We start from the raw sequence: 18,787 nt of genomic DNA, 5'->3' as shown, positions 1-18,787 counted from the left end.
AAATTTTGCTCTTTTCTACACTTTCACTTGTTTCGGTTGGACGGATATTTATGTGGATTTATGCATTTGTGGATATTTTATAGAAATTGTAGATAACCTATTGCAATTTTAGGGAAAGGTTGTTAAAGTATTAACATAATCAGTTGAATAAAAATATAAGTTATTGAATATTTATACGTATCCACTTCAAGGAGGAAATAAAAATGTCAAATCCAAAAGTTGTTCTTGCCTATTCAGGCGGTTTAGATACTTCAGTTGCAATTAAATGGTTAGGAGATCAAGGTTACGCTGTTGTTGCTTGTTGTTTAGATGTTGGTGAAGGAAAAGACCTTGATTTCGTAAAAGAAAAAGCACTTCAGGTTGGTGCGGTTGCTTCTTACGTGATTGATGCAAGAGAGGAATTCGCGCAAGAATTTGCCCTTGTAGCCTTACAAGCACATGCATTATATGAAAATAAATATCCATTAGTATCAGCGCTTTCTCGTCCGTTGATTGCAAAAAAATTAGTGGAAGTAGCTGAAAAAGAAGGTGCGGTTGCAGTTGCACACGGATGTACGGGTAAAGGGAATGATCAGGTCCGTTTTGAAGTGGCTATTGCGGGATTAAATCCTGACTTAGAAGTATTAGCACCAGTGCGTGATTGGAAATGGTCTCGTGAAGAAGAAATTGCTTATGCAAAAGAAAATGGTATTCCTGTACCGATTCAATTAGATTCTCCATACTCTATTGACCAGAACTTATGGGGAAGAAGTAATGAGTGCGGAATTCTAGAAGATCCTTGGGCTGCACCACCAGAAGATGCATATGATTTAACAAATAGTCTCGAAAATACGCCAGATACACCAGAAATCATTGAAATCGGTTTTGAGGAAGGCGTACCTGTGACATTAAATGGGAAATCATATATGCTCTCTCAGCTAATTACAGAGTTAAATTACATTGCTGGAAAACATGGTGTGGGACGTATTGACCACGTTGAGAACCGTTTAGTAGGGATTAAATCTCGTGAAATTTATGAAGTGCCAGGTGCTACTACTTTAATGAAAGCACATAAAGAGCTGGAAGATTTAACACTTGTGAAAGAATTAGCGCATTTTAAACCAATTATTGAGAAGCAGGTTGCTGAATTAATCTATAACGGACTGTGGTTCTCTCAATTAAGAACAGCACTCCAAGCATTCTTAAAAGAGTCGCAAAAATACGTAACTGGGACAGTAAGAGTGAAATTATTTAAAGGCCATGCGATTGTTGAAGGAAGAAAGTCTCCTTATACTCTATATGATGAAAAACTTGCCACATACACTTCTGATGATGAATTTGATCATAACGCAGCGATCGGTTTCATTAAATTATGGGGTCTACCAACAAAAGTACAAAGTGCGGTGCAAGGTAACAAGAAGGTGACAGTGTGAAAAAGCTTTGGGGAGGCAGATTCACCAAATCTGCTGAAGAATGGGTCGATGAATTTGGCGCATCCATCTCCTTTGATCAGGAGCTAGTACAAGAAGATTTGCAAGGAAGCATTGCTCATGTAACAATGCTTTCTGCAAATGGTATTATTAGCGAAGAGGATGCTGAAAAAATTAAATCTGGCTTGCAAACATTACAAGAAAAAGCTGCTAATGAAGAAATTGAGTATTCAGTTAAACTTGAAGATATTCACCTTAACTTAGAAAGTGCATTAACTGAACTTGTCGGTCCTGTAGGCGGAAAGCTACATACAGCTCGTAGCCGAAATGATCAAGTTGCTACTGATATGCATTTATATTTAAAGAAGCAGGTTCAAACCATTATTATGCTTGTTGAAGAACTGCAAAATGCATTACTTACACAAGCGGAAGCGAACGTTGAAACGGTGATGCCAGGATATACCCATTTACAGAGAGCACAACCGATTTCATTCGCGCATCACCTAATGGCATACTTCTGGATGCTTGATCGTGATAAACAACGTTATCAAGAAAGCCTCAAACGCATTAACATTTCTCCACTTGGAGCTGGTGCATTGGCTGGAACAACTTTTCCGATTGATCGCTATCAAACAGCCGAATTGCTTGGTTTTGAAGGGATTTATGAAAACAGCTTAGATGCTGTGAGTGATCGTGATTTTATTTTGGAATTCTTATCTTCAAGTTCAACACTGATGATGCATCTATCTCGATTAAGTGAAGAATTGATTCTCTGGTCAAGTCAAGAATTTCAATTCATTGAATTAGATGATAGTTTCGCAACAGGAAGCAGTATTATGCCGCAAAAGAAGAACCCGGATATGGCTGAGTTAATACGCGGTAAAACGGGACGAGTATATGGAAATCTTATGGGGATGTTGACTGTTTTAAAAGGCTTACCACTTGCTTATAACAAAGATATGCAAGAAGATAAGGAAGGCATGTTTGATACTGTCAAAACGGTCGTTGGTTCTCTAAAAATCTTTGTTGGAATGATTGAAACAATGAAGGTGAAGACAACACAAATGGAGAAGGCGACAAAGAATGATTTCTCTAATGCGACTGAACTAGCTGATTATCTTTCAAGTAAAGGTGTACCATTCCGTGAAGCGCATGAAATCGTTGGTAAGCTCGTGCTTACTTGCGTACAAAAAGGTTGTTTCTTAATGGATTTATCACTTGAGGAATACAGAGCTGTTAATGATTTATTTGAAGCCGATATTTATAAGGTGCTTGATCCATATACCGCTGTTGAAAGAAGAAATAGCGCGGGTGGAACAGGCTTCGACCAGGTGAGAATCGCTATAGATAAAGCGAAAGCTAAGTTAAATAAAGAAGAGCATGCCTAGATGCGCATGCTCTTCTTCGCTTTTTTTTAGGAGTGCTTCTCTGCCACGTTTGCCTCCCCACTTTTTTGCTTTGCGGATTTATTCGGTCTGACCACAAGTACATCACAAGGTGCGTGGCGTGTAATATATTCTGATACACTACCAATTAAGAAGCGTTCGACAGCATTCAGCCCCGTTGCTCCACATATAATAAGGTCGATTGGCTTTGTTTTCGCGATATCTTTGGTTATGATTATTTTGGGAGATCCATATTCGATTATATACTCTACTTTAGTAACGTTTGCTTGAGTACAAACTTCCTTATAACGTGCCATTAAGTTCTCAGCAAATTCTGTAGCTCTAACAGAAGTAGAGTGATCATAAGCTTCAATAGCATTGGTACGAGTATCGACAACATGAGCTAAAATGAGATTGGCACCACTATCCTTCACCATTTCAATTGCTTGATTAAATGCCTCATCTGCTTCTACTGAACCATCTACTGCGACTAAAATGTTTTCATAATGTTTACTCATTTAAATCTCCTCCTTTACCTATTATTATACATACCCTTTTTATGAATAAATGTAGCCATTTTTCAAACAATAATGAGGAAAAAATAATGACAAAGGAGTGAACAATCTTGAAAAAAGAAGAAAGAAATGAATGGAATCAATTGTATGATGAAAATGAAGCAGAACAATCTATTAGCGATTCAATAATGGAGGCATATAACGGTGGTGCAGTCAGTCGCCAACAATTGACGAACGAAACCAATGAAGATGAATTAAGCTAAAGTAATATAAAAGGCGTTTTGTCATATGACAAAACGCCTTTTGAGCTTGTATTCAAAAAACTTCATAAGAGTAGACAAAAACACCTTTACTGTTAAAATAATTTTGTGATGGATATATTGTAGTTACCCCACTATGTTAAAAGATGTAAAAAAACGGTTGATTACAGGAAGCAATTTAGGTCATGTCCATTGATAGCCATTTATATTAGAATAGAACGATAGGGGAAAGGTTTATTAAGGGGGAGAAGAAGATGGAGCAAAAAAAGCTTGATCCAAGATATAAAGTTGCTAATCGAGAAGCGCTTATCGGTGTCGGTATTGCGATGATCAACTTTTTCATATGGTATTCTTTTGCCTACGGCTTAGGTAGTAAGCCTGTTGAAGAGTATCAATATATCTTTGGATTACCTTCGTGGTTTTTCTATAGCTGTGTGTTAGGGTTTCTAATTATTACAGTCATCGTTTGGTTGGTTGTTAAGTTCTTGTTCTCTGATGTACCTTTTGAGGAGGAAGAACAATGAATTGGGGAGTAGCTATACCATTAATTATTTTTTTATGTTCACTATTCTTTTTTGGGATTTATGCAACAAAATATTTAAAGCATGGACCTGATTTTTTACAAGAATATTTTCTAGGTGGAAGAAATCTTGGTGGCTTATTATTGGCGATGACGATGGTGGCTACATATGGGAGTGCGTCAAGCTTCATCGGTGGACCTGGAATTGCTTATAATATGGGTCTTGGCTGGGTGTTATTGTCGATGTCACAAGTGGTAACAGGCTACTTTACACTCGCTATCTTAGGTAAAAAGTTTGCCATTATCTCTAGGAAGACAAAAGCGGTTACTTTAAATGATTTCTTAAGAGAACGCTATCAAAGTAAATGGGTAGTCATCTTATCGTCAATTTGTATAGTTGTTTTCTTATTCGCTTCTATGTCTGCGCAGTGGATTGGTGGTGGCCGATTATTAGAATCGTTTATGGGATTGTCGTATCAATCAGCACTTTTAATTTTTACATTATCTGTTCTTATTTTTGTTGTGATTGGTGGTTTTCGTGCAGTTGCCATCACTGATACAGTTCTCGGTATGATCATGTTAATTGGTACAATTATTATTTTAGTAGGAACAATCATTGCTGGTGGTGGGGTACCGAATATTATCGAGAAATTAACAGCAGAAAATCCTAACTTGATTACACCCTTCGGTGCGGACGGTTCATTAACGCCTTTATACGTATCCAGTTTTTGGCTTCTGGTTGGTGTTGGTGTGGTTGGTTTGCCCCAAATTGCTGTCAGAGCAATGTCTTACAAAAACGCAAAGGCAATGCATACGGCGATGATTATCGGTACACTTGTTACAGGCGCTATTATGCTAGGTATGCATCTTACAGGTGTATTTGCACGAGTGGTGATTCCTGGAATTGAAGTCGGGGATACGGTGATGCCGCAATTGACACTAACCATTTTACCTTCATGGTTAGCAGGGATTGTGTTGGCAGCTCCGATTGCAGCGGTCATCTCAACAGTCAATGCATTGTTACTTCTTGTCAGTTCATCGTTGGTGAAAGATATTTACATAAATTATATTAACAGTAAAGCAACAGATCAGTTTATTAAAAAGTTGACGTTATCTGTAACAGCAATCATTGGTATTCTAGTGTATATTGTAAGTATAGAGCCACCTGATCTTCTTATCTGGCTTAATTTATTTGCTTTTGGTGGATTAGAAGCAGCGTTTATCTGGCCAATTATTATGGGGCTTTATTGGAAAAAAGGAAATGCCTATGGGGCTCTTGCTTCTATGATTACAGGGGTAAGTAGTTATATTATTATTGACCGTTTATTTCCGGACTTATTAGGCGTGCACCCGGTCGTTGTCCCAGTGTTTTTATCTTTTATACTTTATGTCCTTGTTAGTTTGTTCACACAATATAAAAAACCAACTCAACAACAGGAGATTATCGAAAAATTTTGGTATGTTTCAAAGTAGTTATTTTCTAAATGAAACAAAGTAAAATAAAACCTGAACAAACACAACCAATTGTGTATGTTCAGGTTTTTTCTTTCTTAGCAAGTTTAATAAAAAAGTGAAGGTATACATTGCGGTGTTTTTATTCTAAATGAAAACACAAGAGGAAAAATGTTTTCTAAAATAATTATTATTAGAATTATCTTATTATTACGTTGGTGCAATAAAGTGTGATAGTATTTATATGAATGCGTTTACATATCTATATTTTCTAAATATATATATGTTAAAGTATTTTAAAATATTTATTTTTTGGGAATGAAGGTGAGATGAGTTGGCGAATGAGGTGAAAAAACAAGGGTATACAAAAGGAAAATTGATTGGGTTATTTCTCGGTCCAATACTTGCATTAATTGTATTCTTTTTATTACCAAGTGATATGATTGGTTATGAAGGAAGGGTAGTTATTGCTAGTATTATGATGATTGGTACGTATTGGGTGACAGAGGCGGTACCGATGGCGGTTGCATCGTTATTACCGTTAGTTCTTATTCCGTTATTTGGCGGTGCCCCGATTGATGTGGTTTCAAGATCTTACGGAGAATCCGTTATTTTTATGTATATGGGTGGATTTATTTTGGCAATTGCCATTGAAAAATGGAATTTACACAGAAGGATTGCACTCAATATTATTGACATGATTGGAACGTCAAGCCATAAAATTATTCTCGGTATTATGCTTGCCACAGGATTGTTAACAATGTTTATTTCGAATGCTGCGACGGCATTAATGATGTTACCAGTTGCATTAGCTTTAATTTCAGAAATGCGAGATAAGAAAATTTTAGAAGGTCAAAATATTGACTTTTTTGCTAAGTCTATCTTACTTGCTGTTGCCTATACAGCAACAATTGGCGGTTTAGCTACGCTTGTTGCGGCTGTTCCAAATGCTGCACTCGCAGGTATTGCTAAGATTCAATTTGATGTAGAGGTCACCTTTTTGCAATGGTTAATCTTTGCAGGTCCGGTTGCGATTATCATGTTTGTTTTCTTATATTTCTATTTAACAAAAATGAAATTTAAGGTAAATGCTGAGAACCAAACAGAAGTGTCTTTTATTAAGGAAGAGAAAAGAAATCTTGGGAAGATAAAAACCGAAGAGTGGGTTGTTATTGCTGTCTTCTTATTAACGGTTTCTTTATGGGTCGGCAAGCCGGCTATTTCTTGGATTGCAGATCAAGTAAGTTTTCTATCATTCTTAGAAAGGTTGGGTTCATTGCCTGACGCAAGCATTTCTATGATGGGTGCTATCCTCTTATTCTTCTTACCAAGTACAAAAGGTGAGAGAATTTTAGAGTGGGGAGATTTAGCGAAACTACCATGGGGTGTATTAATTTTGTTCGGTGGTGGCTTAGCGTTAGCGTCAAGTCTTGAGCATTCGGGTGTGAATGACTTTATTGCCGTAGCATTACAAGGATTAGAAGCATATACACCGTTTATCATTATTCTTCTACTTGTTGTCATTGTATTAGGTATGACAGAAATACTGTCAAATACTGCTGTTGCCAACCTCGTCTTACCAATTTCAGCAGGTTTAGGTGTTGCTATTGGGATCGATCCTTTAATTATGATGGCAGCTGTTGCCTTAGCAGCGGGATCATGTTATATGCTTCCTGTTGCAACTCCACCGAATACCGCTGTTTTTAGTGCGGGTGAACTGGAAGTAGCCGATATGGCTAAAGCGGGTGTTTGGCTAAACGCAGTTAGTGTAATCGTGATTACATTAGCGGTTTATTACTGGATGCCAATCGTCTTTGGTATTACGATATAAAAAGAAGACCCCGAGTATAATGACGGGGTCTTCTCTATGTTATTTAATGGTTTGTAACTCTTTTGGGAATTGTGTTAATGGTATAGCACCATCTTTTGTTAGAACAAGATCATCTTCGATACGAACACCGGCTACTCCTGGTACGTAAATACCTGGTTCAATTGTATACACCATGCCTTCTTGTAGAAGCAAATCATTTGTTTCTGTTAATGAAGGATATTCATGGACGGAAATACCAAGTCCGTGACCGAGGCGATGTGGGAAGTAATCTCCATATCCGGCATCTGCAATAATTTTTCTTGCTGCTAAGTCAACCTCTGATGCTTTTGCACCAGGTTTACATGCAGCTATTGCTGCTAATTGCGCTTTGAGCACGGTGTCATAAATTTCTTGTTGTTTCTCATTTATTTCACCATAAGCAACCGTTCTCGTAATGTCTGAACAATAGCCTTTCCAAACAACGCCAAGGTCAAATAGAACAAGGTCGCCTTTTTGAATTTTTGTCATACCTGGTGTACCATGAGGAGATGCTCCGTTTTTACCAGTTAGAACCATTGTTGAAAAGGACATTTCATTAACGCCTTTTTTCTTTAATTCATATTCGATTGTAGCTAAAACTTCCAGTTCTGTCTTTCCTTCAGCTATGGCAGCACAGCCTGTTTCAATAGCGAAATCTGCAAGAGCAGTAGCTTCTTTAATAATCGCAAGCTCTTCTTCACTTTTTACCATTCGTAATGTGCGAAGCTTTTCTTCAGCAGATACCATACTTGCATGAGGGTAAAGCTCTTTCACCGCTTCATAACGTTCAACATTCATATGTTCTTTTTCGATCGCTATTTTATTAACTGTTGAAAGACGTGTAACAATGGCATCATTAATCATTGTCCATGGATTTTCAATATCTGTATATCCAATAATATCACCATTCCAACCAGCGTTTTTGGCATCCTCTATTTCCATTTTTGGACAGACAAGGAAAGGGTCAGCATCTTGGAAAACGGCTAATCCTAGTAAACGCTCATTAGGATCACTATGAAAAGAGCTCAAGTAAAATACATTTTCTGTTGATGTAATAAAAGATACATCAATTTTGTTTTCTTTCATCCATGATGATAAAATATCCATTCTTTGCTTCATGGTAGTCCCTCCTGGTCTTTATGTAGTAAGCTATAAGCAAGCGTATCAACTATATATGAAAAAGTAAACTTTTTGAACTGTTTAAATTGAAAGAAATAAGGGAAGAGACAGGATAACTTCATATTTATGTTGAAAAATTACATAGGAAAAACAGAAAGGAGAATCATTTGTGAAAGTATCATTTCATGGCCATTCTATCGTAAAAGTAAAAACAGAGGATAAAACAATTTTATTTGATCCATTTATTACTGGGAATGAATTAACAGACCTTAAGGTTGAAGAAGAAAAACCGGATGTTATTATCGTGACGCACGGACATGGTGATCATTTAGGAGACACGATTGAACTGGCTAAGAAGAATCAATCGCTAGTGATATGTAATGCAGAACTTTCATATTATCTAGGTTTCCATGGTATTGAAGCACACGGCATGAGTATTGGTGGCGCGTATGATTTTGATTTTGGGAAAGTGAAATTAACTCCAGCTTTACACGGAACAGGGCTCGTAACTGAGGATAACCAAATTGTTTATTTAGGTATGCCGGCTGGTGTCTTACTAACAATTGATGGTAAGACAATCTATCATGCAGGAGACACAGGTTTGTTTTCGGATATGAAATTAATTGGAGAGAGACATCCGATTGATTTAGCATTTATCCCGATTGGTGATAACTTTACAATGGGGCCAGAGGACGCTGCTTATGCTGTAGAGTTGCTGCAACCGAAACAAGTCGTTCCCGTTCATTACAATACATTTCCACCAATTAAACAAGATCCACACGCTTTCGCTAAATTAGTAAAAGGATCTGATGTAAAAGTAATGGAAGCTGGAGAAGTTGTTGAATTATAATAAATATTGTTGAGAGAAACTGAGATAATGCCACAGATGACTGTCTGTGGCATTTTTGATTTCAATTTGTGAACCAACTAGTTACACTTTTTCATGGAAAAGTGCGTAAGCTAATACAATTGATTAAACCTCAAACCTCTTTAATATAGTGAGATTAGATTTGAAAAGGCAACTGGGTACATATCAATACTTTTTCACATAATAAATACACTAGTATTGAAGACGATTACTGGTCATGTCCGCTTTCTTCTCTGCATAAATATAGATTATGAGAGGAGAGGATGAGATGAGGAGATATCGTTATATTATTTGTTTATTGCTTGCAGGTGCTATGCTCTTTTACGCAGTCCCTCGATTAGATGTTTATAGCAGTGGTCTTGAGGGTGTTTTTACCATTACTTGGTTAGCATTTGCATTGATTGTTATTGCCGGAAATTTGACAGCCTTATTATATGAGCCGAAATCAAAGGTAAATGTAAGGACAAGGCGAAAAGTGGTTACATCTAACCGCAAACGAATGAGGTCTCATTAATAATATTGCTCGTTCGTTGAACATCACAACTTTTCATTCTATAATAAGGCTATGAAGGATGAAAATAGAGGGTGATGTCTTGGCTACAAAGCATGAGCAGATTTTACATTATATTGATGAGTTACCAGTCGGAGAAAAAATTTCCGTTAGACAAATTGCAAAGGCACTATCGGTGAGTGAAGGAACAGCTTACCGTGCCATTAAAGATGCTGAAAATAAAGGGTATGTGAGTACGATTGAAAGAGTCGGTACAATTAGAATAGAAAGAAAGAAGAAAGAAAACTTTGAAAAGCTTACTTACGCAGAAGTTGTCAATATTGTTGATGGACAAGTGCTAGGAGGACGAGCAGGACTCCATAAAACATTGAATAAGTTTGTGATCGGTGCGATGAAGTTAGAAGCAATGATGAGATATACTGGGGCTGGAAACTTATTAATCGTCGGAAACCGTACGAATGCCCATGAACTAGCGTTAAAAGCTGGAGCAGCCGTTCTTATTACGGGTGGTTTTGATACGGAAGAAGATGTGAAGCGGATTGCTGACGAATTAGAGTTACCGGTGATTTCAACAAGCTACGATACTTTTACAGTAGCAACGATGATTAACCGAGCAATATATGATCAGTTAATTAAGAAAGAAATTGTTTTAGTAGAAGACGTACTTACACCTGTTACTCAAACGATTAGCTTGCAAACAACAGATACGATTGAGGAATATTTAAAACATAATCGAGAGACGAGTCATAGTCGCTTCCCGGTTGTTGATCAACATATGAAGGTTCAAGGGATGGTTACTTCCAAAGATATTATGGGCCATAAAACAGATACACCTATTGAAAAGGTCATGACGAAAAACCCGATGACAGTTGGTGGTAAAACAAGTGTGGCTTCTTCTTCACATATGATGGTTTGGGAAGGGATTGAACTCCTCCCAGTTGTTGATCAATCGCATAAGTTAGAGGGAATCATTAGTCGACAGGATGTGTTAAAAGCGCTTCAAGTCATTCAGCGGCAACCACAAGTTGGTGAAACAATTGATGATACGGTGACAAACCAATTGGTATTAGCGAATGGAAAAACGAAGAATGAAGCGATGTATCGCTGTGAAGTTACACCGCAAATGACGAACCATATTGGTTCCATCTCGTACGGTGTTTTCACGACGATAGTGACAGAAGCTGCTAATCGCGTTTTACGAATGTACAAAAAAGGTGACCTTGTAGTTGAAAATATGACCATATACTTTTTAAAACCAGTTCAAATTGAGAGTATGCTTGATATTTTTCCAAGAGTGCTTGATGTTGGGAGAAAGTTTGGGAAAGTAGATGTAGAAGTCTTCAATGGCGGGGTATTGGTTGGAAAAGCGATGATGATGTGTCAATTAACAGAAAGATAAGCATAAATCGGCTAGTTGATGGATACATCTTCTAATAGCTAGTAAAACATCAACTAGACCGAATTTACTTACTACCTTACAATTGGAGCCACCACAGGTGAAATTGTAAGGTTTTAGTTTTGGTTCGATTTAATCCATTCGGATTCTTCAATCGCACGAGGAAGAAAATATTTATAGGCTTTCATACCAGCCCAAATACTGATTCCGCCAATAATGATAAAAAGAGCAGAGATAACATACGTAATCGTACCGCTATAAAGAAATAGTTGGTTGACACCGAAAAAGAATATAAAGGCACCTAGCGCCATACGTGATTTAGCTGAAATCCATTCTTTTTCTGCAGGACGTCTAGAACGTACGTATTTCACTTTATAGAATACGTACAAAGCAAAAGATAGTGCAATAAAAACTGCAAGTACAAGCATGTACAAACCTCCATAAATGAACATATGTCTTTATTTTAACTTCTATAAGAGGAAATTGCTAGAAGAGAGAGAATAATTATTATAATTGCAAGATGCTTTTCTTTCTTGTGTGTTATTTGAGAGGAGTATACAATGAAGAATAAAATTCTGTCCGCGATCAAAAAGTATGACAAAATCATTATCCATCGTCATATTCGTCCAGATCCAGATGCCTACGGGTCGCAAGGAGGGTTGGCAGAAATAATAAAAGCTTCTTTTCCGCAGAAACAAGTATATACAGTGGGGCAAGAGGACGAAACCCTGCTTTATTTGCGTAAAATGGACAAGATAAGTAATGACGTCTACGAAGGAGCTTTAGTGATTGTTTGTGATACTGCCAATACGGAGCGCATTAGTGATCAACGGTACACAAAGGGTAATCTATTAATAAAGATTGACCACCATCCTAATATGGATCCGTATGGAGATTTGCTTTGGGTAGATACTGAGGCGAGCTCTGTAAGTGAAATGATTTATGAGTTTTTTCTAAGTGGTCAAAATGATGGTTTAATAATGACAGATGAGGCAGCAAGGCTGATTTTCGCTGGCATTGTCGGTGATACAGGGCGGTTTATCTATCCAAGTACAACGAATAAAACCTTTGCTTATGCAGGAGAACTAATTAAATATCAGTTCTCAAGGACAGAGCTTTTCGATAGAATGTATGAATTAGCACCCAATCTAATTAAGCTCCAGGGATATATTTTACAACATTTTCATATGCTTGATAGCGGAGCGGCAGTGGTGAAAATGGACAGTAGTTTATTGCAAAAATACGAGGCTACACCTGCTGAGGCGTCGGTTTTAGTCGGAGAGCTCGGCCATGTTAAAGAATTGAAGGCATGGGTGTTTTTTATAGAAGAAGAAGATCAAATAAGAGTGCGCTTCAGGTCGAAAGGTCCGATCATTAATCAACTAGCTCGATGCTATAAAGGTGGGGGACATCCATTTGCAGCAGGTGCATCTATATATAGCTGGGATGAAGCTGAAAAAGTGATTTCCGACTTAAATGATTTATGTGAATCGTGGACCATTTAATAATTAATAGAGGTTGAGCAATTAATTTAATAACAGCTCAACCTCTAATACAAGTGTTGTATCTATAATAATGGATTGAATATCAGCTCGGTAGCGCTTCCCATTAATGGGGTGGGTTTTATTCACAATTATGCGTTTTACGAGTTCGATACTTTGTCCGACGCTTTTTATATCTCGCGCCATTAAAATACTGATATCTTCTTTGATCGCATCCTCCGTTTGATAGAGGCTGTATTCGTCTAAATTATATTTCTTGAGTGCAGATTGGTCGATTTTAACAATGATCTCTTGGACAGTTAATAATTCTTCGTTTTCTTTATTCAATTTTTTAAATTCCTTCTGCCATATCTCCTTTTCATTTTCTAATTCCTTAATTTCAGCTTCCTGTGTGTGGATTTCTAAACTATAACGCTCTTGCCATTCACCAAAAATGTAAACGAAAACACACCAACTTAATACGCCTCCGATAGCCATTCCAGCAAAAAAACGCTGCCAAGAAGGTCTGCGATAATAAGGGGGGATTCTCATTTAGGTAAATGCTCCTGAGTTAGCCAGATGATGATTTGAGCGCCTGTTTGAGCCCCACCAAAAGCTGAGAGAATTAAGAGACATTGTTTGATAATATCTTTCGTTTGCCCATCAAGGACTCCACGCTCAAAACTATAAACCGTATCAAAAGTACCTCCAATAGCAGCGATAATTGCCCAAATTCTAATAGAATTAGATAGATTGAAAATTTCTGTTAAGGGAGGTTTTCCTGTGAAAAACGCGGCAATGCCACCGATGATTGAACCGCCAATCAAAACACCAAGGGCAATAAAGTAACTTTCTAAAAGAGAAGAAAAGAAGGGTTGCTCATTCATTTACATAACCGCCTTTTAGTGATGAATTCTCTCTATTCCATCATATGGACGAACTTCATAAATTATGTTTATTCTTCAATGAATTCATATGGGATTGTACAATGAGAGTTTTCATTAAGAAACAAACGTTCTATAATAAAAGAAGAAGAAAAATGAGGGTGTGAGAAAGTTGTCTTTTATTCACTTGCAAGTATATAGTGCCTATAGTTTATTAATGAGCACAGCTAGTGTTGAACAACTCGTAGCAGATGCCAAAGTAAAAGGGTATCCAGCAATTGCCCTTACAGATAGAAATGTAATGTACGGGACAGCACAGTTTTATAATGAATGTAAAAAAAATAATATTAAACCTATTATTGGGTTGACTGTCGATATTGAAAAGGAACAAGAAGAAGGGACGAACCCAATAGTATTACTAGCGAAAAATAACCAAGGTTATCAAAACTTACTCAAAATAACGAGTAGCCTGCAAACGGCAGCAGAAGGCGGACTCCCGCTCAAGTGGTTGAGGGCTTACTCAAATGGATTAATTGCTTTAACACCTGGTTTAGAAGGCGTAATTGAGAATTACTTGCTAGAAGACCGGTTTATGGATGCTGAAAAATATGCTCGTATGTATAAAGAGATTTTTTCTGGTGACTTTTATCTTTCTATGCAAAGACATGGGCTAACAGAGGAAGAGAAAGTATTGCCGTTGCTTAAGGATTTATCAGAGCAAAGTGATATATCACTAGTTGTGACAAATGCTGTTCATTATTTAAATAAAGAAGATGCCTTTGCTCAACAATGTGCACTTGCTATACGCAATGGAGAAAAATTAGAAGACGAGAGTTGGGAAAGATTACAATCTGATCAATATTCTCTAAAACGTGTGAAAGAAATGGTTGACCTTTTTGTAGAAGAGGAAGAGGCGATTATAAAGACGAATATGATTGCCAGTGAATGTGATGTGGAGATGGACCTTGGAATAAAAAGCTTGCCGAAATTCCCCACTGATGGCCATATGACAGCCGATCAGCAATTAGAGCAGCTCTGTATGAAAGGGTGGGGTGAGAGATATCCTGATGGAAATGAGAAAGCTAGGAATCGCCTTATGTATGAGCTTTCTATTTTGAAGAAAATGAATTTTAGTGATTATTTTTTAATTGTTGCGGATTTTATGCAGTTTTGTAGAAGGGAAAAAATTTTCACTGGACCTGGACGTGGTTCAGCAGCCGGCTCAATTGTAGCATATGTGCTTTATATAACAGATGTTGATCCGATTCGTTACAATTTGCTTTTTGAACGGTTTTTAAACCCTGAGCGGATTTCTATGCCTGATATTGATATTGATTTTCCTGACCATCGCAGAGATGAGGTAATCCAATATGTGGCAAGCAAGTATGGTCAGCAACATGTCGCGCAAATTATTACGTTTGGAACATTAGCAGCTAAGGCGGCACTTAGAGATGTTGGTAGGGCCTTTGGCTTAAACTCAAAGGAACTAGATCAGCTATCTCGTGCGGTACCTAGTCGACTAGGTATTACCTTAAAATCAGCTTGGCAAGAGTCACATTCTTTGCAAACATTGATTAATCAATCATCGTTATATAAAAGATTATTTAATACAGCACTAAAGTTAGAAGGATTGCCAAGACATACTTCTACACATGCTGCTGGCGTTATCATAAGTGAGCGCCCACTTGTTCAAGTGGTACCAATTACCGGGGGACATGGAGATGTTTTTCTAACACAATTTTCAATGGAGCACTTGGAAGATCGTGGCCTATTAAAAATGGATTTTCTTGGCTTACGTAATTTGTCACTTATTGAAAATATTTTACAGTCTATTAAAAAGAAAACAGGAAAACTTATTCCAATAAAAGAAGTGCCACTTCAAGACCAAAAAGCTTATGAATTACTATCTAGGGGAGAAACAACAGGAATTTTTCAGTTAGAATCAAGTGGGATGAGAAATGTATTAAAGAAACTGCAACCGACTACATTTGAGGATATTGTTGCAGTCAATGCATTATATCGCCCAGGCCCGATGGAAAATATTCCGTTATTTATTGCGAGAAAGCATGGTGAGGAGGAAATTACCTATCCTCATCAAGATTTAGAAGATATATTGAAGCCGACTTATGGTGTCATTGTTTACCAAGAACAAATTATGCAGATTGCAGCAAAGATGGCAGGATTTTCACTAGGGGAAGCTGACTTATTAAGAAGGGCTGTAAGTAAAAAGCAAGAAGAAGTTCTGAATAAAGAAAGAGCACATTTTGTGCATGGTGCGATTAACCAAGGATATACAGAAGAAACTGCCAATCAAATATATAATTACATCGTCAAGTTTGCTAATTACGGATTTAATAGAAGTCATGCAGTAGCGTATAGTATGATTTCTTATCAACTTGCCTATTTAAAAGCCCATTATCCGCTACATTTCATGGCGGCATTGTTAACTTCAGCTATTGGTAATGATGCGAAAGTAGCCCAATATGTAAATGAGGCGAAGCAATTGGGGATTGAGATCTTACCTCCTTCCATTAATAAAAGTATCTTTTCTTTTCAGGTGGAAAATCAAGGAATCCGCTATAGTTTAGCAGCAGTGAAGACGATCGGGGTAAATGCTTGGAAGGAAATTGTTCGAGTGAGATCAGGTAGATCATTCCAAGATTTATTTGATTTTTGTATCCGTATGTCAGGGAAAGTATTCAATAGGCGAATGCTTGAAATGCTTGTTCATTCCGGGAGTTTTGATGAGTTTGGTGAGGACCGAGCGACACTACTTGCTAGCTTAGATATTGCCTTAGAGCATGCCGAGTTAGTTCAGCCAGATGATGATCAATTTGATATGTTTAGTGAAGAGGAATTTTTCCCTAAACCAAAATACGCAACTGTTGAAGAGATTCCTTTGTTAGATAAACTTGCTAACGAAAAGGCGGCTTTGGGGTTATATCTTTCTGCGCATCCGGTAACAACCTATGAATCATTTTTTTCACTGTTAAAATCTCAAACGCTACAATACATTGAGAGTCAAGAGAGAAAAGTAATTGTTCAATCAGTCGTGTATATCTCAGAAATGAAGAAGATTAGGACCAAAAAAGGAGAAGCGATGGCATTTTTACTTCTTAGTGATCAAACTGGAGATATGGAAGCAGTCGCTTTTCCGAAAATCTATAATAAGTATTCTTCTATCATGCAAGCTGGCGATATTGTCTTTATGAAAGGTGAAATAGAGGTAAGGAATGGAAAGAAACAATGGATTATTAGAAGTGTTGAAAAAGTAGAAGAAGTGATTGAAAAGGAGGAATCTAAGCCACCTACCCTTTACATTAAGATTACGAAAGAGAATGAATCAGATGAGAAATTAACATTGTTAAAAGAAATTTTACAATATGAAGTAGGGCAATCACCTGTCGTTTTATTCTATGAAAATGATCGTAGATCCATCAAACTTAGTCAAGATGAATATGTATCATACAGCGAAAAATTGACTGAACGCTTAAAAGAATTATTTGGAGGAGAGAATATTGTTTTTAAGCGTTAGCCTTTACAAGTTTTTCAGATATGTTATATTGTTATCATAAACTGGTCAGACCACCATGAAGTTGATTTTTAAAGAATTTGCATTAAGTGCTGCTTTCATTTCCTTATTTATAGGTAAATTGTTCTCTAGTACTGAAGCAATTCTTATTAATGAATACTGAATCATTTTTCTAGTATATGTTTATTGTGAGGTCGACTGCTATTTTGTAACGTCCTAGGTATTTGGTTGTTTTTTCCACATTCTTGATATATGTATTGAAGAATAAGAGAGAGAAAATTTACATATTAAGAAAGAAGAGACAGCTAGTATGTTGGGTTTGTGAAGAATTATAAGAAAAGCACTAAGGGGTGTAGGTCATGTCATTAAGAGATGAAGCATTAAATATGCATAAGGTTCATAAAGGTAAATTAGAATCTAAATCAAAAGTAGCTGTTACAAATGCGAAAGAGTTAAGCTTAGCTTATTCTCCCGGCGTTGCAGAGCCATGTAAAGAAATTTATGATAAACCAGAAACGGTTTATGATTATACAATGAAAGGCAATATGGTAGCGGTTGTTTCTGATGGAACGGCTGTTCTTGGACTTGGTAATATCGGACCAGAAGCAGCCTTACCAGTAATGGAAGGGAAAGCTGTGTTATTTAAAAGCTTTGCAGGTGTTGATGCTTTTCCAATTTGCTTGAATACCAATGATATTGATAAAATCGTTGATACGGTGAAGTTAATGGAGCCGACTTTTGGCGGTGTGAACTTAGAGGATATTGCAGCACCGAATTGCTTCTATATTGAAGAACGTTTGAAAAAAGAGACAAATATTCCAGTGTTCCATGATGATCAACACGGGACAGCCATTGTAACTGTTGCTGGACTTGTCAATGCCCTTAAACTTGCTGGTAAAAAGATGAGCGAAATAAAGGTGGTTGCAAACGGTGCTGGTGCAGCAGGTATTGCTATTATTAAATTACTATACCGTTATGGTGTAAGAGATATTATTATGTGTGACACAAAGGGTGCTATCTATGAAGGGCGTCCAAACGGGATGAATGATATTAAGAGTGAAGTTGCCCGGTTCACAAACCGTAACCAAGTTAAAGGTAGTTTAACAGATGCAATTAAAGATGCAGATGTATTTATTGGTGTATCAGTGGCGGGTGCTTTGACAGCTGATATGGTACAATCAATGAACGACAAGGCAATCATTTTTGCTATGGCTAATCCAACACCAGAAATCATGCCAGAAGAGGCAAAAGCTGCTGGAGCGCTTGTTGTTGGTACAGGTCGTTCAGATTTCCCTAACCAAGTAAATAATGTTCTTGCATTCCCAGGAATCTTTAGGGGTGCTTTAGATGTTCGTGCAACTCATATTAATGAGCATATGAAAATTGCTGCGGTTGAAGCAATTGCTGAATTGATTGCTGAAGACGACTTACATTCTGATTATGTCATTCCAGCTCCATTTGATCCACGAGTGGCACCAGCAGTAGCATCTGCAGTAGCTAAATCAGCTATGGAAACTGGCGTAGCTAGAATTAAAGTTGACCCAGAAGAAGTGAAGCAAAGAACAGCACAACTTGCAGCTATCGGAAAAGATAAATAACGATAGGC

General features: G+C 37.3%; 17 protein-coding genes. 12 read left to right on the top strand and 5 right to left on the bottom strand.

What is annotated here, in order from left to right; genetic code table 11:
• Positions 1–203 precede the first annotated feature (203 nt).
• Together MKX78_RS17695 and argH are read left to right on the top strand one after the other, a co-directional pair.
• A complete protein-coding gene (locus tag MKX78_RS17695; RefSeq protein ID WP_095372287.1) occupies positions 204–1,412 on the top strand; it encodes an argininosuccinate synthase in 1,209 nt (402 codons plus the stop codon).
• Positions 1,409–2,797 carry an argininosuccinate lyase gene (gene argH / locus MKX78_RS17690; RefSeq protein WP_307319277.1) on the top strand — a complete coding sequence of 463 codons (1,389 nt, stop codon included), beginning with the start codon at positions 1,409–1,411 and terminating at the stop codon, positions 2,795–2,797. Before MKX78_RS17695 ends, argH begins: the two co-directional genes overlap by 4 nt.
• A gap of 26 nt (positions 2,798–2,823) precedes the next feature.
• Here argH and MKX78_RS17685 read toward each other — a convergent pair whose 3' ends face one another.
• Positions 2,824–3,312 (bottom strand): universal stress protein, encoded by a 489-nt coding sequence (locus MKX78_RS17685; RefSeq protein ID WP_095372289.1) that lies wholly within the window; start codon positions 3,310–3,312, stop codon positions 2,824–2,826.
• A gap of 107 nt (positions 3,313–3,419) precedes the next feature.
• Between MKX78_RS17685 and MKX78_RS17680 the strand changes: the two genes are divergently transcribed.
• The 4 genes from MKX78_RS17680 to MKX78_RS17665 all read left to right on the top strand — a co-directional run bounded on the left by MKX78_RS17680 (position 3,420) and on the right by MKX78_RS17665 (position 7,372).
• Positions 3,420–3,572 carry a hypothetical protein gene (locus MKX78_RS17680; RefSeq protein ID WP_157733921.1) on the top strand — a complete coding sequence of 51 codons (153 nt, stop codon included), beginning with the start codon at positions 3,420–3,422 and terminating at the stop codon, positions 3,570–3,572.
• 251 nt (positions 3,573–3,823) lie between these two features.
• Entirely contained in the window at positions 3,824–4,093 is a 270-nt protein-coding gene (locus MKX78_RS17675; protein WP_095372290.1) for a YhdT family protein, read from the top strand.
• On the top strand, positions 4,090–5,562 hold the full coding sequence (gene panF, locus MKX78_RS17670; protein WP_341051742.1) for a sodium/pantothenate symporter: 1,473 nt from the start codon (positions 4,090–4,092) through the stop codon (positions 5,560–5,562). The genes MKX78_RS17675 and panF overlap by 4 nt, the downstream gene beginning before the upstream one ends.
• A 313-nt stretch (positions 5,563–5,875) precedes the next feature.
• Positions 5,876–7,372, top strand: coding sequence for an SLC13 family permease (locus tag MKX78_RS17665; protein WP_233435211.1), 1,497 nt, complete (start codon positions 5,876–5,878; stop codon positions 7,370–7,372).
• 39 nt (positions 7,373–7,411) lie between these two features.
• Here MKX78_RS17665 and MKX78_RS17660 read toward each other — a convergent pair whose 3' ends face one another.
• A complete protein-coding gene (locus MKX78_RS17660) occupies positions 7,412–8,509 on the bottom strand; it encodes a Xaa-Pro peptidase family protein (protein WP_341051739.1) in 1,098 nt (365 codons plus the stop codon).
• A 169-nt stretch (positions 8,510–8,678) separates the two neighbouring features.
• Here MKX78_RS17660 and MKX78_RS17655 point away from each other — a divergent pair, with 169 nt between their 5' ends.
• The 3 genes from MKX78_RS17655 (at position 8,679) to MKX78_RS17645 (ending at position 11,287) form a co-directional block, all read left to right on the top strand.
• Complete coding sequence (locus tag MKX78_RS17655; protein WP_224935770.1) at positions 8,679–9,359, top strand: metal-dependent hydrolase; 681 nt, start codon at positions 8,679–8,681, stop codon at positions 9,357–9,359.
• A 286-nt stretch (positions 9,360–9,645) separates the two neighbouring features.
• Positions 9,646–9,891: a hypothetical protein gene (locus MKX78_RS17650; protein ID WP_095372294.1), complete on the top strand. Its 246-nt coding sequence runs from the start codon at positions 9,646–9,648 to the stop codon at positions 9,889–9,891.
• 79 nt (positions 9,892–9,970) lie between these two features.
• Complete coding sequence (locus MKX78_RS17645; RefSeq protein WP_095373634.1) at positions 9,971–11,287, top strand: CBS domain-containing protein; 1,317 nt, start codon at positions 9,971–9,973, stop codon at positions 11,285–11,287.
• Positions 11,288–11,400: 113 nt separating this feature from the next.
• On the opposite strand, the gene MKX78_RS17640 is transcribed toward MKX78_RS17645, so the two are convergent.
• Complete coding sequence (locus MKX78_RS17640; RefSeq protein ID WP_095372295.1) at positions 11,401–11,712, bottom strand: YtpI family protein; 312 nt, start codon at positions 11,710–11,712, stop codon at positions 11,401–11,403.
• A 132-nt stretch (positions 11,713–11,844) separates the two neighbouring features.
• On the opposite strand from MKX78_RS17640, the gene MKX78_RS17635 reads away from it, so the two are divergent.
• Positions 11,845–12,789 carry a DHH family phosphoesterase gene (locus tag MKX78_RS17635; protein WP_341051737.1) on the top strand — a complete coding sequence of 315 codons (945 nt, stop codon included), beginning with the start codon at positions 11,845–11,847 and terminating at the stop codon, positions 12,787–12,789.
• 21 nt (positions 12,790–12,810) lie between these two features.
• Here MKX78_RS17635 and ytrI read toward each other — a convergent pair whose 3' ends face one another.
• Both ytrI and MKX78_RS17625 read right to left on the bottom strand, forming a co-directional pair.
• On the bottom strand, positions 12,811–13,317 hold the full coding sequence (ytrI, locus tag MKX78_RS17630; protein WP_341051735.1) for a sporulation membrane protein YtrI: 507 nt from the start codon (positions 13,315–13,317) through the stop codon (positions 12,811–12,813).
• On the bottom strand, positions 13,314–13,652 hold the full coding sequence (locus MKX78_RS17625; protein ID WP_095372298.1) for a YtrH family sporulation protein: 339 nt from the start codon (positions 13,650–13,652) through the stop codon (positions 13,314–13,316). Before MKX78_RS17625 ends, ytrI begins: the two co-directional genes overlap by 4 nt.
• A gap of 160 nt (positions 13,653–13,812) precedes the next feature.
• On the opposite strand from MKX78_RS17625, the gene dnaE reads away from it, so the two are divergent.
• Positions 13,813–17,184: a DNA polymerase III subunit alpha gene (gene dnaE / locus MKX78_RS17620; RefSeq protein ID WP_341051733.1), complete on the top strand. Its 3,372-nt coding sequence runs from the start codon at positions 13,813–13,815 to the stop codon at positions 17,182–17,184.
• Between the two features lie 356 nt (positions 17,185–17,540).
• Entirely contained in the window at positions 17,541–18,779 is a 1,239-nt protein-coding gene (locus MKX78_RS17615) for an NAD(P)-dependent malic enzyme (protein WP_095372300.1), read from the top strand.
• Positions 18,780–18,787 lie beyond the last annotated feature (8 nt).

The sequence above is a fragment of the Cytobacillus sp. FSL R5-0569 genome (genome assembly GCF_038007265.1).
GTDB lineage: Bacteria > Bacillota > Bacilli > Bacillales > Cytobacillaceae > Cytobacillus > Cytobacillus kochii.
This window is presented reverse-complemented; position numbering and strand designations above follow the sequence as displayed.